Source organism: Chitinophaga sp. GbtcB8 (genome assembly GCF_019091455.1).
Classification (GTDB): domain Bacteria; phylum Bacteroidota; class Bacteroidia; order Chitinophagales; family Chitinophagaceae; genus Chitinophaga.
Window position 1 is genome coordinate 76,847 of record NZ_JAGXJN010000002.1, and the last position, 17,959, is coordinate 94,805.

The 17,959-nt window shown below is 48.2% G+C and carries 13 protein-coding genes; 9 read left to right on the top strand and 4 right to left on the bottom strand.

Going from position 1 to position 17,959, the window contains the following annotated elements:
• The first annotated feature begins 71 nt into the window (after positions 1–71).
• Positions 72–3,905: a gliding motility-associated C-terminal domain-containing protein gene (locus KVT36_RS03375; RefSeq protein WP_217602092.1), complete on the top strand. Its 3,834-nt coding sequence runs from the start codon at positions 72–74 to the stop codon at positions 3,903–3,905.
• A gap of 3 nt (positions 3,906–3,908) precedes the next feature.
• Here the strand turns inward: KVT36_RS03375 and KVT36_RS03380 are convergent, their stop codons facing one another.
• The 3 genes from KVT36_RS03380 to dnaE form a co-directional block, all read right to left on the bottom strand.
• On the bottom strand, positions 3,909–4,961 hold the full coding sequence (locus KVT36_RS03380; RefSeq protein ID WP_217602093.1) for a class I fructose-bisphosphate aldolase: 1,053 nt from the start codon (positions 4,959–4,961) through the stop codon (positions 3,909–3,911).
• Between the two features lie 110 nt (positions 4,962–5,071).
• A complete protein-coding gene (gene trxA, locus KVT36_RS03385) occupies positions 5,072–5,389 on the bottom strand; it encodes a thioredoxin (protein ID WP_089909655.1) in 318 nt (105 codons plus the stop codon).
• A gap of 255 nt (positions 5,390–5,644) precedes the next feature.
• Entirely contained in the window at positions 5,645–9,286 is a 3,642-nt protein-coding gene (gene dnaE, locus KVT36_RS03390; protein WP_217602094.1) for a DNA polymerase III subunit alpha, read from the bottom strand.
• Between the two features lie 196 nt (positions 9,287–9,482).
• Here dnaE and KVT36_RS03395 point away from each other — a divergent pair, with 196 nt between their 5' ends.
• From KVT36_RS03395 to KVT36_RS03410, 4 genes are all read left to right on the top strand, one after another.
• Entirely contained in the window at positions 9,483–10,154 is a 672-nt protein-coding gene (locus KVT36_RS03395; protein ID WP_217602095.1) for a C40 family peptidase, read from the top strand.
• 118 nt (positions 10,155–10,272) lie between these two features.
• Positions 10,273–11,115, top strand: a complete 843-nt coding sequence (locus KVT36_RS03400) for a glycosyltransferase family A protein (RefSeq protein ID WP_217602096.1) — start codon at positions 10,273–10,275, stop codon at positions 11,113–11,115.
• Positions 11,108–11,869 carry a methyltransferase domain-containing protein gene (locus tag KVT36_RS03405; RefSeq protein WP_217602097.1) on the top strand — a complete coding sequence of 254 codons (762 nt, stop codon included), beginning with the start codon at positions 11,108–11,110 and terminating at the stop codon, positions 11,867–11,869. The genes KVT36_RS03400 and KVT36_RS03405 overlap by 8 nt, the downstream gene beginning before the upstream one ends.
• Positions 11,859–12,590, top strand: coding sequence for a class I SAM-dependent methyltransferase (locus KVT36_RS03410; RefSeq protein ID WP_217602098.1), 732 nt, complete (start codon positions 11,859–11,861; stop codon positions 12,588–12,590). Before KVT36_RS03405 ends, KVT36_RS03410 begins: the two co-directional genes overlap by 11 nt.
• Positions 12,591–12,592: 2 nt before the next feature.
• Here KVT36_RS03410 and KVT36_RS03415 read toward each other — a convergent pair whose 3' ends face one another.
• Positions 12,593–14,095 (bottom strand): lipopolysaccharide biosynthesis protein, encoded by a 1,503-nt coding sequence (locus tag KVT36_RS03415; protein ID WP_217602099.1) that lies wholly within the window; start codon positions 14,093–14,095, stop codon positions 12,593–12,595.
• A 92-nt stretch (positions 14,096–14,187) separates the two neighbouring features.
• Between KVT36_RS03415 and KVT36_RS03420 the strand changes: the two genes are divergently transcribed.
• The 4 genes from KVT36_RS03420 to KVT36_RS03435 all read left to right on the top strand — a co-directional run bounded on the left by KVT36_RS03420 (position 14,188) and on the right by KVT36_RS03435 (position 17,953).
• The gene (locus tag KVT36_RS03420; protein ID WP_217602100.1) at positions 14,188–15,081 is read left to right on the top strand and encodes a glycosyltransferase; all 894 of its coding nucleotides are present in this window, start codon (positions 14,188–14,190) and stop codon (positions 15,079–15,081) included.
• On the top strand, positions 15,078–16,025 hold the full coding sequence (locus KVT36_RS03425; RefSeq protein WP_217602101.1) for a glycosyltransferase: 948 nt from the start codon (positions 15,078–15,080) through the stop codon (positions 16,023–16,025). Before KVT36_RS03420 ends, KVT36_RS03425 begins: the two co-directional genes overlap by 4 nt.
• A gap of 5 nt (positions 16,026–16,030) precedes the next feature.
• Positions 16,031–17,035 carry a glycosyltransferase family 2 protein gene (locus KVT36_RS03430; protein WP_217602102.1) on the top strand — a complete coding sequence of 335 codons (1,005 nt, stop codon included), beginning with the start codon at positions 16,031–16,033 and terminating at the stop codon, positions 17,033–17,035.
• Positions 17,036–17,125: 90 nt separating this feature from the next.
• Positions 17,126–17,953 carry a methyltransferase domain-containing protein gene (locus KVT36_RS03435; protein WP_217602103.1) on the top strand — a complete coding sequence of 276 codons (828 nt, stop codon included), beginning with the start codon at positions 17,126–17,128 and terminating at the stop codon, positions 17,951–17,953.
• Positions 17,954–17,959: the final 6 nt, after the last annotated feature.

Genomic DNA, 17,959 nt, shown 5'->3' on the forward strand with positions numbered 1-17,959 from the left:
GTAGTCATTAATCAGAAATGCGAATATCCCTTGCCCCGGTTAGCACTATATTGTGCTGCCTATTAACCCATATGTATGTACAGGCCCAAACCTCTTTTACAGCCTCTAATACGGTTTATGTAAACGACCCTGTTAACATCACCAATACTACTGCCGGCGCCACCACCTGGTTCTGGAACTTTTGCCCCGGCAGCCTGTATAATCCGCCGCAGATCACCAACCTGGGAAGTATACCAGGCATGGATGTGCCGGTATTCATAGCTATCGCCAAAGAAGGCAATGATTATTATGCTTTTTTTACTAATAACAGCGCTTCCAGCCCTATCCTGGTAAAACTTTATTTTGGTAACAGCTTATTGAATACGCCTGTAGTTACCAATCTTGGAACGGTAGGCGGTGCAATCCCTGTGAGTACAGAAGGATTGCAGGTAGTAGCGGATGCTGACGGGTGGCATGTGCTGGTTGTCGGAGGCCCGCTTCCGGGATCGGCTATATCAAAAGTTGATTTTGGTCCTTCGCTGGCTAATAACAGCCCTACTGGTATAAACTGGGGTAATATAGGTAACCTGGATTACCCCCATGATCTTTTTATAACAAAGGAGAATAACCAATGGTATGGCTTTACCGTAAATGCCTATAATAATACGGTTACCCGTTTTGATTTTGGAACTTCATTTCAGAATCCTCCTACGGGTGTAAACCTGGGGAATTTAGGTAACCTGGATTACCCGGATGGCATATTTGCCACACAGGATAATGGCAGCTGGCATGTATTTATAACTAATATGCAGTCCAACACTATTAGCCGCTGGGATTTTGGCAGTTCGCTGCTGAACACACCAACAGCTGTAAACCTGGGTAACCCCGATAATACTTTGAATGCGCCCAGGGACCTGAGCATATTGCATGATTGCGGGAAGATATTTGGCCTGGCTGTGAATGCCAATTCCAACGATATTGTACGATTGGATTTTAGTGGTAACATTACGAGCAATGTATCCGGCGTATCATTAGGTAACAGCGCCAACTTAAGCTTTCCTCACTCCATTTCCACGCTTTTCAGGGAAAGTAACAGTTTGTTTGCGTTTATTGTGAATGCGCATAATAACACACTTGCAAGAGTAGAGTTCAGTAACTGTACCAATGCCAGTATACCGTCGTCCACGCTGCAACAGCCGCCATCCTATTTTTACAACGCCCCGGGCACCTATACTATTAACCTTATTACAGATGAAGGCTTAGCCACACAGGGCGCCTTCTGTAAAACCATTGAAGTGCTGCCCCGGCCTGTAACGCCCGCTGCTGCCAGCTTTACAGCGCCGGATACGGTATGCGTAAATGCGCCGGTGAATATTACCAATACTACTACCGGCGCCAGCACCTATTACTGGAACTTTTGCTCGGGCAGCCTGTATAATGCGCCGCAGATCACTAACCTGGGCGGCATGGGCGGTACCCTTGACCGGCCGGTATTTATTGCCACTGCCAAAGAAGGCAATAACTATTATGGCTTTGTAACCAACAATGGCCGCAATGATCTTGTAAGGCTTGATTTTGGTACCAACCTTTTAAACACGCCTACGGCTACCAACCTCGGGAACTTTGGCAATATAATTCCTGCTAATACAGAAGGGGTGCAGGTTGTGCAGGATGCAGATGGCTGGCATGTTATTGTGCTGGGTGGAATAAACAGCGCTGCTAAAATTGTAAAAGTGGACCTGGGCACTTCCCTTGCTAACCCGGCGCCCACGGCCACTGACTGGGGCAATATTGGCAACCTGAACTACCCCGCAGACCTGTACACTTTCCAGGAAGGCGGCCATTGGTATGGCCTTACCGTGAATGCTTATAACAATACTATTACCCGTTTTGATTTTGGCACCACTTTCCAGAACCCGCCGGTAGGCACTAACCTGGGGAACCTGGGCAACCTGGATTTTCCCACCGGTATTTTTACCCTGCAGGAAAACGGCAACTGGTATGTGCTGATCACTAACCGCAATAATAATTCGCTTACCCGTCTGGATTTTGGCGCATCATTACTGAATACACCTGCAGCAATGAACCTGGGCAACCCGGGTAACGTGCTGAACCAACCGCGCGACCTGTGTGTGCTGCATGATTGCGGCAGAATCTATGGCCTGGCCGTAAATGAAAGTACCAGCGACCTGGTAAGGATAGATTTTCAGGGAAGTATTACCGGCGCAGTATCCGGTGTATCATTAGGCAGCAGCGGCGGTATGAGCTTTCCGCATAGTATTTCCACCCTGTTCCGGGAAGGCAATAGTCTGTATGCTTTTGTTACCAATGTAGATAACAATACTATTTCAAGGCTGGTGTTCAGCGGGTGTAATAATGCCAGCATACCATCATCCACATTACAACAGCCCCCGGCGGTGAGCTATAATGCCCCGGGCACCTATACCATTAACCTGGTTGCGGATGAGCTGCTGCCTTCCCCAAGCGTGTTCTGTAAAACCATTGTGGTGCTGGCGCCGCCGGTAGTGAACCTGGGTACTGACCACACCGTGTGCGATGGTATGGAGGTTGAGCTGGATGCCGGTGCCGGCGCAGGTTTGCGCTACCAGTGGAGCACCGGCGCTGCCACGCAAAAAATTACCGTAAGCCAATCCGGCACCTACAGTGTAACCGTGAATAACGGCGGCTGTACTGCGCAGGATGATGTGGTGGTGAACATGAGCCAGGTAATGCAATTAAACCCGGTAATAACAGCTATTGATTGTAACCAGCCTACCGGCAGCATTGTACTAACGCCTACCGGGGGTACGCAGCCGTACAGCTATTACCTGGATGCAAACGGCCCTGTAAGCAGCAATACTTTTAATAACCTGCAGGCCGGCAATTATACGGTAAGGGTACAGGATCAGCTGGGCTGTGAGGTATCCCAACCGGTAACCGTAAGCGTGGATCAAAACCGGATCTTGAACACTACCGGCAGCATGATGATGCCCAGCTGTATGGGTGTGGCAGATGGTACGATCAGTGTGCAGGTGCAGCAGGGCGTGCCGCCGTTTGAATATGCCATTAACGGATCATCCTACCAAACGGGCAATACCTTTAACAACCTGGGTGGCGGCGCTTATACGGTGTATACCCATAATGATGTTTGTATAGATAGCTTCCTGGTAACGCTTATTGACCCTGTTGCAGTGGCTATGCAGGTGACCAAAGAAGATGAGCTGTGCAAGCGGCAGAATGGCAGCGCCGATATACGCCTGAGCGGCGGTACACCACCCTATGATGTATACTGGAATAGCGCGCCGGTTAACACCACTTTAATGAATAACCTGGGTGAAGGGGATTATACGCTGCAGATTACAGATGCCCGTGGCTGTACCGCTGATACAACTATACGGATCAATAACCTGGACCTGCCGCCGGTAACTATTCTGAACAGGGATATTACCATTAACATCGGTGAATCCATACAGCTGGTGGCGGTGAATGCACCGGATTACATATGGACGCCCACCGAAGGGCTGAGCTGCGAAACCTGCGCTGCGCCTGTTGCACAGCCTATGCATCCCACCCGGTATATTGTGCGTACGTTAACCGGTAAGAACTGTGTACCGGCAGATACTGTGAATGTATTATTGTCTTACAACCTTTCCCTGTATGTGCCGAATGCATTTACTCCCAACGGAGATGGTAAGAACGATGTGTTCCGTCCTAAAGTAAAAGGGGTGAGCAGCTATCACCTGCAGATCTATAACCGCTGGGGACAGCTGCTGTATGAAACCCTTGATATGAAAACCGGCTGGGATGGCCGCTACAAGGACGTTTTACAGCCAATGGGCGCGTATGTGTATATAGTGCAGTATACGTATTATGGCAATGAGAAAAATGTGCTGATGCAGAAGGGGACGTTTATGCTCATGCGATGATCCTCACGCAACGGTAACCTCCTTATTTAAATACACATCCTGTACGGCATTCAGCAGCTGAACCCCTTCTTTGAAAGGGCGCTGAAATGCTTTGCGGCCTAAGATAAGCCCTGTGCCGCCTGCGCGTTTGTTGATGATGGCGGAGCGCAGGGCTTCCGTAAGATCCTTTTCTCCTTTGGATTCCCCGCCGGAATTAATGAGGCCAATACGGCCGGCATACCCATTCAGCACCTGGTAGCGGCACAGATCAATGGGATGATTGGTAGTAAGCTTATCGTACATAGCCGGGTGTGATTTGCCAAACTGCAAAGCAGTAAAACCGCCGTTCAGGTCCGGGAGCTTTTGTTTTACCAGGTCGGCCTGTATGGTGGCGCCGATGTGAATGGCCTGGCCCGTGAGATCAGCGGCGGTATGATAGTCCTTACCATCTTTTACAAAGGCTTTATTGCGCAGGTAACACCACAAAATGGTGGGCAGCCCCAGGCTGTGCGCTTCTTCAAAGGCCTGTGCTATTTCCACGATCTGCCGGGTAGATTCCTGGCTGCCAAAGTAAATGGTAGCGCCTACGGCAGCAGCGCCCAGGTTCCAGGCATCTTTTACGGTGCCAAACAATACCTGGTCGTATTTATTGGGATAGGAGAGCAGCTCATTATGATTGAGCTTTACAATAAAAGGCATTTTATGCGCATAGGTGCGGGAGAATAAGGCCAGGTGCCCGAAGGTGGTGGCTACGGCATTACAGCCGCCTTCTACCGCCAGCTTCAGAATGTTTTCCGGGTCAAAGTATATGGGATTGGGAGCAAAGGCGCTGCCTGCGCTGTGCTCAATATCCTGGTCAACCGGGAGAATGGAGGCATAACCGGTGCCGGCCAGGCGCCCATGGCCGTACAGGGCTGCCAGGTTACGCAATACCTGCGGGGGGCGGTTACTGGGCAGGAACAGCCGCTCTACAGCATCCGGGCCGGGAAGGTGCAGCTGATCTCTGGGAATGGCCTGGCAGGTATGTTCCAGCAGGTCTTTTAACTCCTGTTCGGGGAAATGTTGGGTGAGTTGCATGGGGAGACAGTTTTACAGGGTGAGGGGCAGCAAAAATTGATCCATGCGTAAAACAAAAGCGCCCCGGATAACCGGAGCGCTTTCTTATGCGTTTATATAGAAATAAACTATTACAGGTGTGACTGTATTTTCTTTTCCAGTACTGAGCGGGGAGCCGCGCCCACCTGCTTGTCTACTACCTGACCGTCTTTAATGAACAGGATGGCAGGTATGCTGGTAATACCGTAGTTGATGGATAACTGCGGATTGTGATCCACATTTACCTTACCTACATTTACCTTACCGGCGTAATCTTTAGACAGATCTTCAATAACCGGACCTATAGCGCGACAAGGACCACACCATTCAGCCCAAAAATCAACTACACTTAATTTATCGGAGGTCAGTACTTCTGTCTGAAAGTTTGAATCAGTGAATTCTAAAGCCATATTTGATATATTTAAAGTTATATGATTTCAAATTAAAGGATTGAAGCAAGAAGTCTAACGTTCAGTGTTTGAATGATACCCTTTCCCGTGTTCCATTGCCTCATCTTTACAATATTCTACTACTTCAATTTTCAATCCAAGGCGCAAGTTACTGCATTTTTGACACCCTACTTATTGATTGTATCTATGCCGGTATTGCCTATCAGCTACTTTCTTGCCTAACCGGGTGATAACTAATGGTTGTAACATTCGTTATTACCTGCCGGGCGTTTCTACATAGATCTCAATGTCAGGTTGTTTGGCCAAAAACTGCGCCAACTCGTCATTCATTTCAATATGCCGGTTAAAGGTATGCAGCTTTACGGCCCACTCATTATCCCGGTCTATCAGCTGCAGGTATAACTCGCTGTTACCGGGGTATTTAGTAGCATTATCGCACAGGAAATCCACTACTTCCCGCGTTATGAATTTGGGCATGGTGGTAAGATATACCTGTTTGGTATGCGTTTTCTTTACTTCCTGCAGCAGCTGCATGCTGGTTACCTTAAACTCGTACTCCGCATCATTAAAGCGTTTGGCTTTAAAGCCCCCGTTTATGAATAGGCACAGGCCGCTTTTGAGGTAAGGTGCAAACCGGATAAAGTCCTCGCTCCACAAGGCAAATTCAAACTTACCGCTATAATCCTCAATGGTCATAATACCAAACTGGCGGTTATTGCGGGAGATCCTTTCCTGCGCATTGGTTACATATACTGCCAGGCGGAAATTGCGTTCCTTGCCTTTACCACCGCCACCGGGCATGGTAAGCTCCGACTGGTACTCCACCAGCTCCGACACGGCATTCATGTGGTAGTATTTGCTTTCAAAGCGGTAATCATCCAGCGGGTGGCCGGATAGGTAAATGCCGGTTACATCCCGCTCATTATTCAGCTTCAGGATCAGCGGCCAGGGATCGCAGGGGGGGATCTTAGGCGGTTCCACATCCGGCATATCCTCATCGCCAAACAGGCTGCCTGCGGATGACGAGCCGGCAGATACCTGGTTACCGAACTTTATGATCTTATCCAGGCCGGTCATGGTTTCATTTTCCAGCTTATGGAAGTACTGTGCACGGTGCAGGGCCGGGAAGCAGTCCAGGGCGCCTGACATGGCCAGGGCTTCCAGTGATTTTTTGTTCACCGCCCGCTGGTTCACCCGTTTGATCATATCAAATACGCTGGTGTAGGCGCCGTTCCGCTTACGTTCTTCCAGCAGGTTCTCAATAGCATTTTCACCTACACCTTTTAAACCCGCCAGGCCAAAACGTACCTGCCCTCTTTTATTTACTGCAAAACCTTTGAAGGATTCGTTCACATCCGGCGGCAATACATCCAGCCCCATGCGTTTACACTCTTCCATAAAGAAGGTGATCTTTTCAATGTTGCTGGCGTTGTTCAGCACCGCCGACATATATTCCGCAGGGTAGTGGGCTTTCAGGTAAGCGGTCTGGTATGCTACAAAGGCGTAACAGGTGGAGTGGGATTTGTTGAATGCGTAAGAGGCAAATGCTTCCCAGTCGGTCCATACCTTATCGCACATCTTGGGATCATGGCCCCTTTCCGCACAGCCGGTCATGAACTGGGATTTCATTTTATCCAGCACGGCCTTTTGCTTTTTACCCATGGCTTTACGCAGAATGTCCGCATCTCCTTTGGAGAAGCCGGCCAGCTTCTGGCTCAGCAGCATCACCTGTTCCTGGTACACGGTAATACCGTAGGTATCGTTCAGGTATTCCTCCATATCTGCCAGATCGTACTGCACGGGCTCCAGGCCGTGCTTACGGCGTATAAAGGTAGGAATGTACTCCAGCGGGCCCGGGCGGTACAGGGCGTTCATGGCAATCAGGTCATCAAACCTATCTGGTTTTAGCTCGCGGAGGTATTTTTGCATGCCGGGCGACTCAAACTGGAACGTACCATTGGTTTCGCCCTTTTGGTACAGCTCATAGGTTTTTGCATCGTCCAGCGGAATATAATCTATATCAATTTCTACCCCGTGGTTCTGTTTAATGAGCTCCAGCGCGCCTTTAATAATGGTGAGGGTTTTCAGCCCCAGGAAGTCCATTTTAATTACGCCGGCGCTTTCAATAATGCTGCCTTCAAACTGGGTTACCAGCAGGTCAGAATCCTTGGCGGTAGATACGGGGATGAGTTCTGACAGGTCCCTGGGGGCAATGATGATACCGGCGGCGTGGATACCCGTGTTACGCACGGAACCTTCCAGCACACAGGCTTCGCGCAGCACTTCGCCGGCCAGGTCATCGCCTTTGATCAGCTCCCGCAGCTTTCTCACATTTTCCAGCTCTTCCCCGCCCAGGCCTTCTTTTTCTGACAGGCTTTTTTCACCGCCGTCAATGGGGGCATTGAAAATACGGTCCAGCTGGATACCTGGTTTTTCCGGCACCAGCTTGGCCAGGGCGTTACTTTCCGGCAGCGGCAGGTCCATTACGCGGGCTACGTCCTTGATGCTCATTTTAGCGGCCATGGTACCGTAGGTAATGATCTGCGCTACCTGGTTACGGCCGTATTTCTGTACTACGTAGTCAATTACCTTTTGCCGGCCTTCATCATCAAAGTCCGTATCAATATCGGGCATGCTCTTACGTTCCGGGTTCAGGAAACGTTCGAACAGGAGGTTATACTTAATGGGATCTATATTGGTAATGCCAATGCAATAAGCCACTGCGGAACCGGCGGCAGAACCGCGGCCCGGGCCTATGAACACTCCCAGGTCGCGGCCGGCTTTAATAAAGTCGGATACAATCAGGAAGTAACCGGCAAAACCCATGTTCTCAATTACCTGCAGCTCAAAGTTGATGCGTTCCTCAATTTCCGGCGTCCACTCCTGGTAACGCTGGCGGGCGCCTTCCATGGTAATGTGGCGCAGGTACTGGTCCTGGGTAAAAAACTCCTTAGGTATGGGAAAGTTGGGCAGCAGGATGTCCTTTTTCAGGTCCAGCAGCTCTACTTTATCTACTATTTCCTGGGTATTGTCAATGGCCTGTGGCAGATCATGAAAGAGCTTACTCATCTCTTCCGTGGTCTTGAAATAGAACTGGTCGTTATAGAATGCGAAACGTTTGTTCTTTACGGATACATCATCATCCGCAAACTCCTTCATGGTAGGAGTGGCTTTCTTTTCACCGGTGTTTATACACAGCAGGATGTCGTGCGCATTGGCATCTTCCTGGTCTACGTAATGGGAATCGTTGGACGCAATGATCTTTACGTTGTGCTTTGCTGCGTAGCGCAGCAGCACCTCGTTCACTTTCTCCTGCTCCGGGATGCCGTGGCGCTGCATTTCCACGTAAAAGTCCTCTCCGAAAATATTCAGCCACCATTTAAATTCCTCTTCTCCGGCATCTTCCCCTTTTTTGAGGATGGTTTTAGGTACGGAGGCGCCCAGGCAGCAGGTGGTGGCTATCAGCCCCTCATGGTACTGCAGGATCAGTTCTTTATCAATACGGGGATATTTACCGTACAGCCCTTCAATATAACCTAAAGAGCATAGCTTAATGAGGTTGCGGTAGCCCTGCTCATTTTTGGCCAGCAGCACCTGGTGGTAGCGGATATCTTTTTCTTCCCGGGTAAAGGCGCGTTTGTGGCGATGGTCTACTACGTAAAACTCACAGCCCACAATGGGCTTTACTTTCAGGCGTTTATCCTTTGGGTCTGCCGGGTTCAGCTTATTGTTATATGCCTCTGCCACAAACTGGAATACGCCAAACATGTTACCATGGTCTGTAATGGCCAGGGCGGGCATATTGCCGGCCATTGCTTTCTTATACAATGATTTAATATCTGCGGCCCCATCCAACAGGGAATATTGCGTATGTACGTGTAAGTGAGAGAATTGCATGTGCTAATCTGGTCTGTCCTGGTTTGTTACTCCTGGCTGTAAAATTCCTATAAAAAATCGTCACGGCATGAAATGTTTTTCCACAAACCTGCGTTTAGCGGAGTTGAGAATGTATGCTGCCTGCCAGCGGTATGGCATAGGTATTAACATATTAGGATTTTATCATTAACTTGGCGAAAATTTTTAATAAAGGCTTATGGGTTTTAGCAAAGGAACTTTTTGGGTAATGCTGTTCATGGGTGTAGGGGTAATGAGTTCCTGTTCCTCTTTACGAAAACCGGCCGGTGGTAAATCCACTACCACGGCCAATAAGCAAAATGTGCAGTTCCTGGACGGCATTAGCATGAACCGGGGCAGCAGCTCCACTTACGCTAAAGGCGGCGGATATGCTACTTTAAACAGCAGCGCTTTTACGTCCGGCAGCACCTATATTGAAAATGCACAGGCCTGGCAGTTCAAATATGCCCAGCTGCTGGATGTGGCGGTGGAAACGGTGAATAATTACCGCCTGTACGGTTTTATTGAAGACTGGTGGGGCACACCGTACCGCTTTGGTGGTAAGAACAAAGAGGGGGTGGATTGTTCTGCTTTTGTAAGCACACTGCTGTCTGTTGTTTTCCGCGAAAGCTTTAGCGGCACTTCCCAGCAAATGTATGAGCAAACCAAAAAGCTGCGCTCCCGCAGTGAGCTGCAGGAAGGGGACCTGGTGTTCTTCAGCATCGGGCAAAAGAAGCGGGTATCACATGTAGGCGTATACCTGGACCATGACCGTTTTGTACATGCTTCTACCAGCGCGGGTGTAATGATCAGCGACCTGAATGAAACGTATTGGACAAAGTATTATACAGGCGGTGGCAGGGTAGAGTAGGCTAACTGGCCGGAAATTTGTATAGTCTGCTTTTAACTTTTACTTTTGAAATCCGGAACTGTGGTAGAACAGCGGTGTAGCTGCTTACCAACTGCTGTATAAAACCGTGCTAGCAAACATGGGCAATCCAATAGTATCGATCATTATACCCTGCTATAACCAGGGGCATTTTTTACAAGACGCGCTGAAAAGCCTGGCTGCCTGTGATGCTGACCTGTATGAGCTGATCATTGTCAACGATGGATCTACAGACGCTGCTACCAATACCTACCTGCAGGAGCTCAGCAACCAGGGGTACCATGTGATATTCCAGGAAAACCAGGGCCTGGGCGCTGCCCGTAACACAGGCATACGCGCTGCCAAAGGCCGGTACCTTTTACCACTGGATGCAGACAACTGCATTTATCCCGCTTACCTTACTCATGGCATTAACATTTTAGATCAGCATCCTGATGTGGCGGTGGTGTATGGAGATGCGCAATATTTTGGGGACAGAAAGGGCATTTGGAAACCGGGCGCCTTTAACCTGCAGCGCTTAATGTTAGGAAATTTTATTGATGCCTGTGCTGTAGTACGCCGGTCTGTTGTGGAGGAAGTGGGCTATTATGATAATATGAAGATAATGGGCTGCGAGGATTGGGACCTGTGGCTGCGGATAGCTTTTAAGGGGCACCGTTTTCATTATGTGGAGGAAGTGCTGTTTGACTACCGTGTGAACCAGCAGTCTATGATCAGAACGCTGAATGCCAACATTGCCAAGCAAAATGCTATTGAGGAATATTTCATTAAAAAATACCCGGAGCAGCTGGATTTTGCATTTGGCCAGCAGCTGTTATTATACCGTATTAAGAAAAAGCCCTGGAGATATGCAAAACGGTTCTTTTTGCAGAAATTCTTTCCTGCTTACTATAACCGCTTACTGAGGGATAACAAAATGTATAAAGGATTTCTCTATGATTGAGGCACAAAAATATGACGACCGTTTTTTTGATCTGCTGGAAAAGAACTCCTATTCCTCTGCACAGCGTGTATTGCCGATCGTAAACGGTTTTATTCATCCGCAGAACATAATAGATGTGGGCTGCGGCAGCGGCGTATGGCTGAAAGTAGTGAGCGAGGAGCTGAACATACAGGATTACCAGGGTGTGGAAGGCCCTTATGTAAAGCCGGAAACGCTGAAAGTGCCGGCAGATAAGGTTTTATTCAAAGACCTGAAACAACCGTTATCCTTAGGGCGGCGGTATGACCTGGCTATTTCCATGGAAGTAGGAGAGCATTTGCCGGATAGCTGCGCGCGGCAGTTTGTAAGCACGCTTACCTCCCTCAGTGATGTGGTGCTGTTTTCCGCGGCCATACCGGGGCAGGAAGGTACTTATCATATTAACGAACAATATCCTGAATACTGGGCCCGGCTTTTTGTAGAACAAGGTTATGTGCCGGTTGATATTATGCGCCCCTTATTATGGAAAAAGGAAGGTGTTGAATACTGGTATCAGCAAAACACCCTGCTGTATGTAAAAAAGGAGGCTTTAAGCCGCTATCCTGCGCTGCAGCAAACAGCGGAGATCACGAACCCGCAATACCTGACCCGTATACATCCCGCATTGCTGGATAAGAAAACCCGCCATATAAACCTGACGCGCAGCACCTGGGGATTCCTGAACTGGAAGTGGTATATGTTCAAACGTAAATATCTGAAGAAAAATGCAGACTGATACCTCCCGGGAAGCAGGCATAGAGCGGCTCTCCAGCACCAGCATATCATCCGTTACCAATCCGTACCATCTGGTGCTTCATTTTATACGCCATGATATTGCGGAAGCAGCCACCCAATACGCCAGCGGGCAGCTGCTGGATGTAGGCTGCGGTAACAAACCCTATGAAGACCTGTTCAAAAACAGGGTAAGCAGCTATATTGGCTGTGATATTGTGCAAAGCAGTTTGAATGTAGTAGATAACCTGTGCCCGGCTAATGACTTATGTTATGGTGACCAGGCTTTTGATACTGTTTTTTCAACCCAGGTAATAGAACATGTGGCTGACCATCATGGAATGGTAAAGGAATCTTTCCGGGTATTAAAACCAGGCGGGCATGCTATTTTCACGGCTCCTTTTAACTGGGAGCTGCATGAAGAGCCGTACGACTTTTTCCGGTTCTCCAAACATGGCCTTAAATTCCTCTTTGAAAAATACGGGTTTGAGGTTATAAAGATCAAATCCAATGGGGGCAAATGGGCAGCTATCAGCCAGCTATGGTTAAATGTATTACTCTCTACCCGCAAATACCGCACGTTAAGGTCCCGCATTATTAAGCTGCTGTTCCTCCGTTTAAAACTCATTGTACCCTATAACCGTTTCTTCATCTGGCTGGATAAGCGTTATTTTGATGATGTGTTTACGCTGAATTATATTATAGTGGCGCGTAAGCCGCTGTAGGCTTATCTTCCCAATACTCTTTTCACCCGTTCCAGGCCCAATGCATACAGGCGGTTCAGATCATCTGATACCCTTAATGGAACAATGAGTGCTGCGCAAACAACCACATACACGGTGGATTGCACTATTGCATCCAGCAGGGCAGAATGCATATTTATGAAGGAATGCGCCACCCAATAACCGATCACGGTAATAACAATCACCGCGGCATTGCGCCAGGTAAAAGGCTGCATCTTAAACTTCACCCATATGAATATATAACGTATGAGGTTAAAGATGATGTAGGCTATGAGCGAGGCTGCTGCAGAACCGTCAATACCATATTTTTTAATGAGCAGGTAATTGAGCGGTATTAAGATACAAAGCAGCGCAGCGGTGGTAACCAGGTCTACTTTCCAGTAGCGGGAGGTTACAATGATCTGTGCATTTACGCCGGTGCCCAGCTCCACTATTTTGGTAAGGCCCAGTAATAACAATACGTTTTGTCCTGCCAGGTAAGAGCGGTTAATGTTCAATATCTCAAATGCATTGTGATAGTTGAGCCATATTAAGCCAAACAGGAAGCAGGAGAACAGCAGCATGTTCAACGCGGTTTTGCGGTAAATGCTTTCTATCCGCTTCATGTCCTTATCTTTCCAGGCCTGTGCAATAATAGGCACAGAAACCGCTATGAGGCCACGTTGCGGCCCTTCCATGGTAGAGGTAATGTAAGAGGCAAAAGTAAAGATGCCGTTTTGTGCAAGTCCCAGTACGCTGCTGATAATAAAGTTATCGAAGTTCTTGGCTAATATGGTAAACAAAGCCACCATGTAAACAAAGGCGCCCAGGGAGATCATTTTTTTACGCAGGCGGCGGGTAACCACGCTGGTTTTCAGCGCAAAGGAGATCTGTCCTTTGCGGTACAGGTAGATCAGCAGCCCCAGGAAAATAAATGCATATACGAAAGAGAACAGGTTAATAAAACCTTCGTAGTTCAATACCTTAAACAGGAACAGGATAATCAGGAAAGAGGTGAACAGCCGCATGACCAGCTCTTTCTGAAAGTTAGCGGCTACCGATGAAAAGTGGTTCCAGGCCTGTGCTTCCAGCAGGGAAAACAGTAACAGGAATAAGCTGAGGGGGTAAACGGTATAAAAATATTTTATGAGCAGGGGGGAGTTGGTGCCGAATTTAGTTACTACCAGGTCTTTAAACAGGAAAGAGCACAGGCATACCGCTACAAAACCAATGATGGCTATAATGGTAGCTTTGCCAAACAGATCGCGCTTTTGCAGGGGAAGATTATCCCGGTAATAAGGATAAAAGCGGTATAATACAGGAAGGGTGCCCAGGTTGGCCAATGCAAAGAAGTATTGGGCTATATTCAGGAGAATGCCTATTAAGCCGTATTCTGCCGCGGTAAAATAGTGGCCGGTTGTAAAAAGCCAGGTATTAATTGCGCCTATAAAAAAGCCGGTGTATATAATAAAGGAGGAAGTAATACTTTGTTTCCTGATTATGCCCATTTTCCTGTTGCTTGGTTGTAAAGATGGCAAAAATCATGCATTATAGGAAAGTTTGTATTTTTAAGCTTTTTGGAATTTATTGTACTGTTATTATGATCTCTGTTATCATCTGTTCTGCCGACAATGGCCGCATTGAAAAGGTAAAAGCCAATATAGCGGCTACCATTGGCGTACCGTATGAAATATTGGTGATCACCAATGCGAAGGAGCTGGGGGGCATTTGTAAAGGTTATAATACCGGGGCTGCGGAGGCAGCGTATGATATTTTGTGCTTTGTGCATGATGATGTGACCTTTTTAACCCCAGAGTGGGGAGCAAGAACGGCCGCACATTTTGCACAGCAGGAGGCCCTGGGCCTTATAGGGCTGGCCGGCAGCCGGTATAAAAGCGCGGCCATTTCCGGCTGGGCTACGGGGCAGCCGGCATTTGACTGCTGCAATATTTTCCAGGCAGGCAAAAGCGGCGCACCGCAGCGGGTATACCTGCACCCGGCAGGGCAGCCGGATAACCTGGTAAGCGTGCGTACCCTGGATGGCGTGTGGCTGTGCATGCGTAAAACCGTGTGGCAGCAGTACCCTTTTGACGAGGAAAAGCTGCCGGGCTTCCATTTTTATGACCTGGACATCAGCCTGCGTGTATCCCAGCATTATATGACAGGCGTGGTGTTTGATATAGACCTTTTGCATGATTCCATGGGCAGCTTTGGCGAAGCATGGATCAATCATGCCATACATTTTCACCGCCATATTAACCAGGTGCCTTTACCAGCCCTGGCGCCGGGGGCAGCGGGGGAAGCTGCTGTAGCCACCGCGGAAAAAAAAGTAACCAGCTACTGGTTAAACCGTTTAATGAAAGAGCCAATTAGCGAAGCGGTACGCTGCAGGTGGATACTGGCTGCCGGCGCCTGGAAACAACCGGGCCGCTGGGCAGATGTAGGCAAGCTGCTGCTGTACCCTATTAAAAAAACACTGGAAAGGAGATCATGACCAATAGCAATATTAAAATATCTGTTTGCATACCGGCGTATAAGAACCCGGAGTTCCTGCTGCGGGCGCTGGCATCGCTGGCTACGCAGCAGTGCAGCAGCTGGGAAGTAATTATTACGGACGACAGCCCGGATGAAAGCGTACACCAGGTGGTACAACAGTTCCAGCAGCAGCTGCCCATACAGTATTATAAGAACACCCCGGCGCATGGCATGCCGGCCAACTGGAATACCTGCTACGATAAAGCCAGCGGCGCCTATATTAAAATATTACATGATGATGATTGGCTGGCGCAGCCGCAGGCCCTGGAAAAAATGGCTGCTGCGCTGGATGCCAACCCTGACTGTGATTTTGTATATACCGCCTATAGCAATCATTACCTGCAAACCGGCGATATTGAAGATGTGCATTGTAATGCCTTTTACCAGCGGCTGTTACAGCAATCGCCCGTGAACCTGTTCCAGCGCAATTTTATAGGACCGCCCAGCGTTATTATGCACCGCAACAAACCCGCTTACCGGTATGATGTAAAGACCCGCTGGGTGGTGGACATTGACTTTTATATGCAGGTATTACAGGCCAATCCGAAGTTTGTGTATATAGATGAAGTGCTGGTGAATGTTGGTATCAGCGGGGAGCAGATCACGCGCGACTGCTTTCGGGTACGGGAGGTGGAGATACCGGAGAACTTTTATTTACTGCGCAAATTCTCCTTAAAAGCGCTGAATGATATTTACGTATATGATTTTTTCTGGCGTATGCTGCGCAACCTGGAAATAAGGCAGGTGGCAGACCTGCGCTCATCCGGGCTGGAAGGGGATATTCCTGTTCCTGTGCGGCAAATGATCACTTTACAAAGGCAGTTTCCCTTGCGTGTGCTGCGGATAGGCGTTATATCCAAGCTGCTGATGACCTTCTCCTATTTATTCCGTAAAAGGCTATAACCAGTATGGACCTTTCAATTATTATTGTTAATTATAAAAGCGCCGCCCTGATACTGGACTGCATACAATCCATTATACAGCAAACCACCGCTATCAGCTACGAAATTATTGTGGTGGATAATGATTCACAGGATAACAGCGAGCAGGTGATACTACAGCAATACCCGCAGGTACGCTGGCTGCAAATGGGCTACAACGCCGGGTTTTCCCGTGGCAATAATGCCGGTTTACGTATAGCCCATGGCGATATGCTGCTGCTGCTGAACCCTGATACAATTGTACTGGACCATGCGCTGGATGGTTGTGTAAGCCGCTTCCGCGCTTCTGACTACGCTGCCTGCGCAGTGCAGCTGTTAAACCCGGATGGCAGCCCGCAGATAACCGGTAATTACTTTATGAAAGGGGGATTAAATCACCTGCTGCCATTGCCTTACTGGGGCGGTTTCTTGCGCTGGCTGGGTTATGCGCTGCAAACCAAAGTACCTAATGTACGCGTTGCTGAAACGGAGCAGATGGTGGACTGGATCAACGGCGCTTACCTGATGGTGAAAAAAAGCACGGTTGAAAAAGCGGGGCTGATGGATGAGGACTTTTTCCTGTATGCAGAAGAAACGGAATGGTGCAGCCGTATTAAAAAAGTAGGGCAGCTGGTGGTGTATGGCGACCTGCATGTGATACACCTGCAGGGTGAAAGCGCCAATGCTGCTTTTGAAACCAATGATAAAGGTTATTATGACCTGTATAGCCGCAAAGGTTTTCAGCTGATGCTTTCCAACCACCTGCGGGTGCGCAAGCAGTACGGGGTACTATGGTTCTTTATACTGTTATTTAATTATACTTTTGCTGTGCCGGTGGCCTTTATATGCAGCTTTATAGGGAATGCAGCCAGGTTACGGAACCCGTTTAAGCTATGGCCTAAAACAGGGCAGCTGGCAGGGAATGTAGGCCGGCTTTGGGCTATTGCTCCTACCATCATACGCAATAAACCGCACTTTTATAAAGTGTTGTAATTGAGTATTTAGTAAATATTGTATCTTTGAATTATATGTAGTTAGTAATAATATTTAATTGTAGCCAACAATAATCCATTTAAAACATCTATGAAATTCACCGCACACAACATTTTGCTGAACAACGGCCAAAAAACCATGGGAGATGATTCCATTTTATTGTCGGACAGCGCTGTTTGGTCATCTATAAAAAAGACCGTTGATCTCTTTATTCCCCCAACAGCAGGCGACAGAAGCAAGATGCGCGTGGTAGACCTGGGCTGCCTGGAAGGCGGTTATGCTGCTGAATTTGCGAGAATGGGTTTTGATAGCCTGGGTATTGAAGCAAGGGCTGAGAACATAGAGAATTGTAACTACGTAAAGGATAACCTGGGCCTTTCCAACTTAAACTTTGCGCAGGATGATGTGCGGAACATGGGCAACTACGGCAAATTTGATATTACGCTTTGTTATGGCCTGCTGTACCATCTGAACGATCCTGCACAGTTCCTGAAACTGATCAGCGAGTGCACTACCAAAATGTTGCTGTTAAATACGCATTTTGCACCGGAAAGAGATGTACGCTATCAGCTGGGGCCTTTAAATAAATATTTTATAGCGCCTATCCAGAAACGTACGCGCTTATTTGAACACCAGTATAACTACCGCCTGTCGCCCATTACAGAGAATGAAGGTTATAAGGGCCGCTGGTTTAAGGAATGGACCCCGGGCACTAAAAAAGAGAAGATAGAAAAGCTGCTGTGGGCTTCCTATAACAACCACCGCTCTTTCTGGCTAACGAAAAAAGAGCTTACCAAAGCAATGCATGCCGCCGGGTTTAACAGTGTATTTGAACAATTTGACTACACCGGTGACCTTTTCCGCGAAAACTATACGCAGTATTACAACCGTACCATGTTCGTAGCTATAAAACACTAAGTATAT

Coding starts and splice junctions, on each gene's coding strand:
- KVT36_RS03375 (WP_217602092.1), top strand. CDS start 72: ATGTATGTACAGGCCCAAACCTCTTTTACAGCCTCTAATACGGTTTAT.
- KVT36_RS03380 (WP_217602093.1), bottom strand. CDS start 4,961: ATGCAACTCACCCAACATTTCCCCGAACAGGAGTTAAAAGACCTGCTG.
- trxA (WP_089909655.1), bottom strand. CDS start 5,389: ATGGCTTTAGAATTCACTGATTCAAACTTTCAGACAGAAGTACTGACC.
- dnaE (WP_217602094.1), bottom strand. CDS start 9,286: ATGCAATTCTCTCACTTACACGTACATACGCAATATTCCCTGTTGGAT.
- KVT36_RS03395 (WP_217602095.1), top strand. CDS start 9,483: ATGGGTTTTAGCAAAGGAACTTTTTGGGTAATGCTGTTCATGGGTGTA.
- KVT36_RS03400 (WP_217602096.1), top strand. CDS start 10,273: ATGGGCAATCCAATAGTATCGATCATTATACCCTGCTATAACCAGGGG.
- KVT36_RS03405 (WP_217602097.1), top strand. CDS start 11,108: ATGATTGAGGCACAAAAATATGACGACCGTTTTTTTGATCTGCTGGAA.
- KVT36_RS03410 (WP_217602098.1), top strand. CDS start 11,859: ATGCAGACTGATACCTCCCGGGAAGCAGGCATAGAGCGGCTCTCCAGC.
- KVT36_RS03415 (WP_217602099.1), bottom strand. CDS start 14,095: ATGGGCATAATCAGGAAACAAAGTATTACTTCCTCCTTTATTATATAC.
- KVT36_RS03420 (WP_217602100.1), top strand. CDS start 14,188: ATGATCTCTGTTATCATCTGTTCTGCCGACAATGGCCGCATTGAAAAG.
- KVT36_RS03425 (WP_217602101.1), top strand. CDS start 15,078: ATGACCAATAGCAATATTAAAATATCTGTTTGCATACCGGCGTATAAG.
- KVT36_RS03430 (WP_217602102.1), top strand. CDS start 16,031: ATGGACCTTTCAATTATTATTGTTAATTATAAAAGCGCCGCCCTGATA.
- KVT36_RS03435 (WP_217602103.1), top strand. CDS start 17,126: ATGAAATTCACCGCACACAACATTTTGCTGAACAACGGCCAAAAAACC.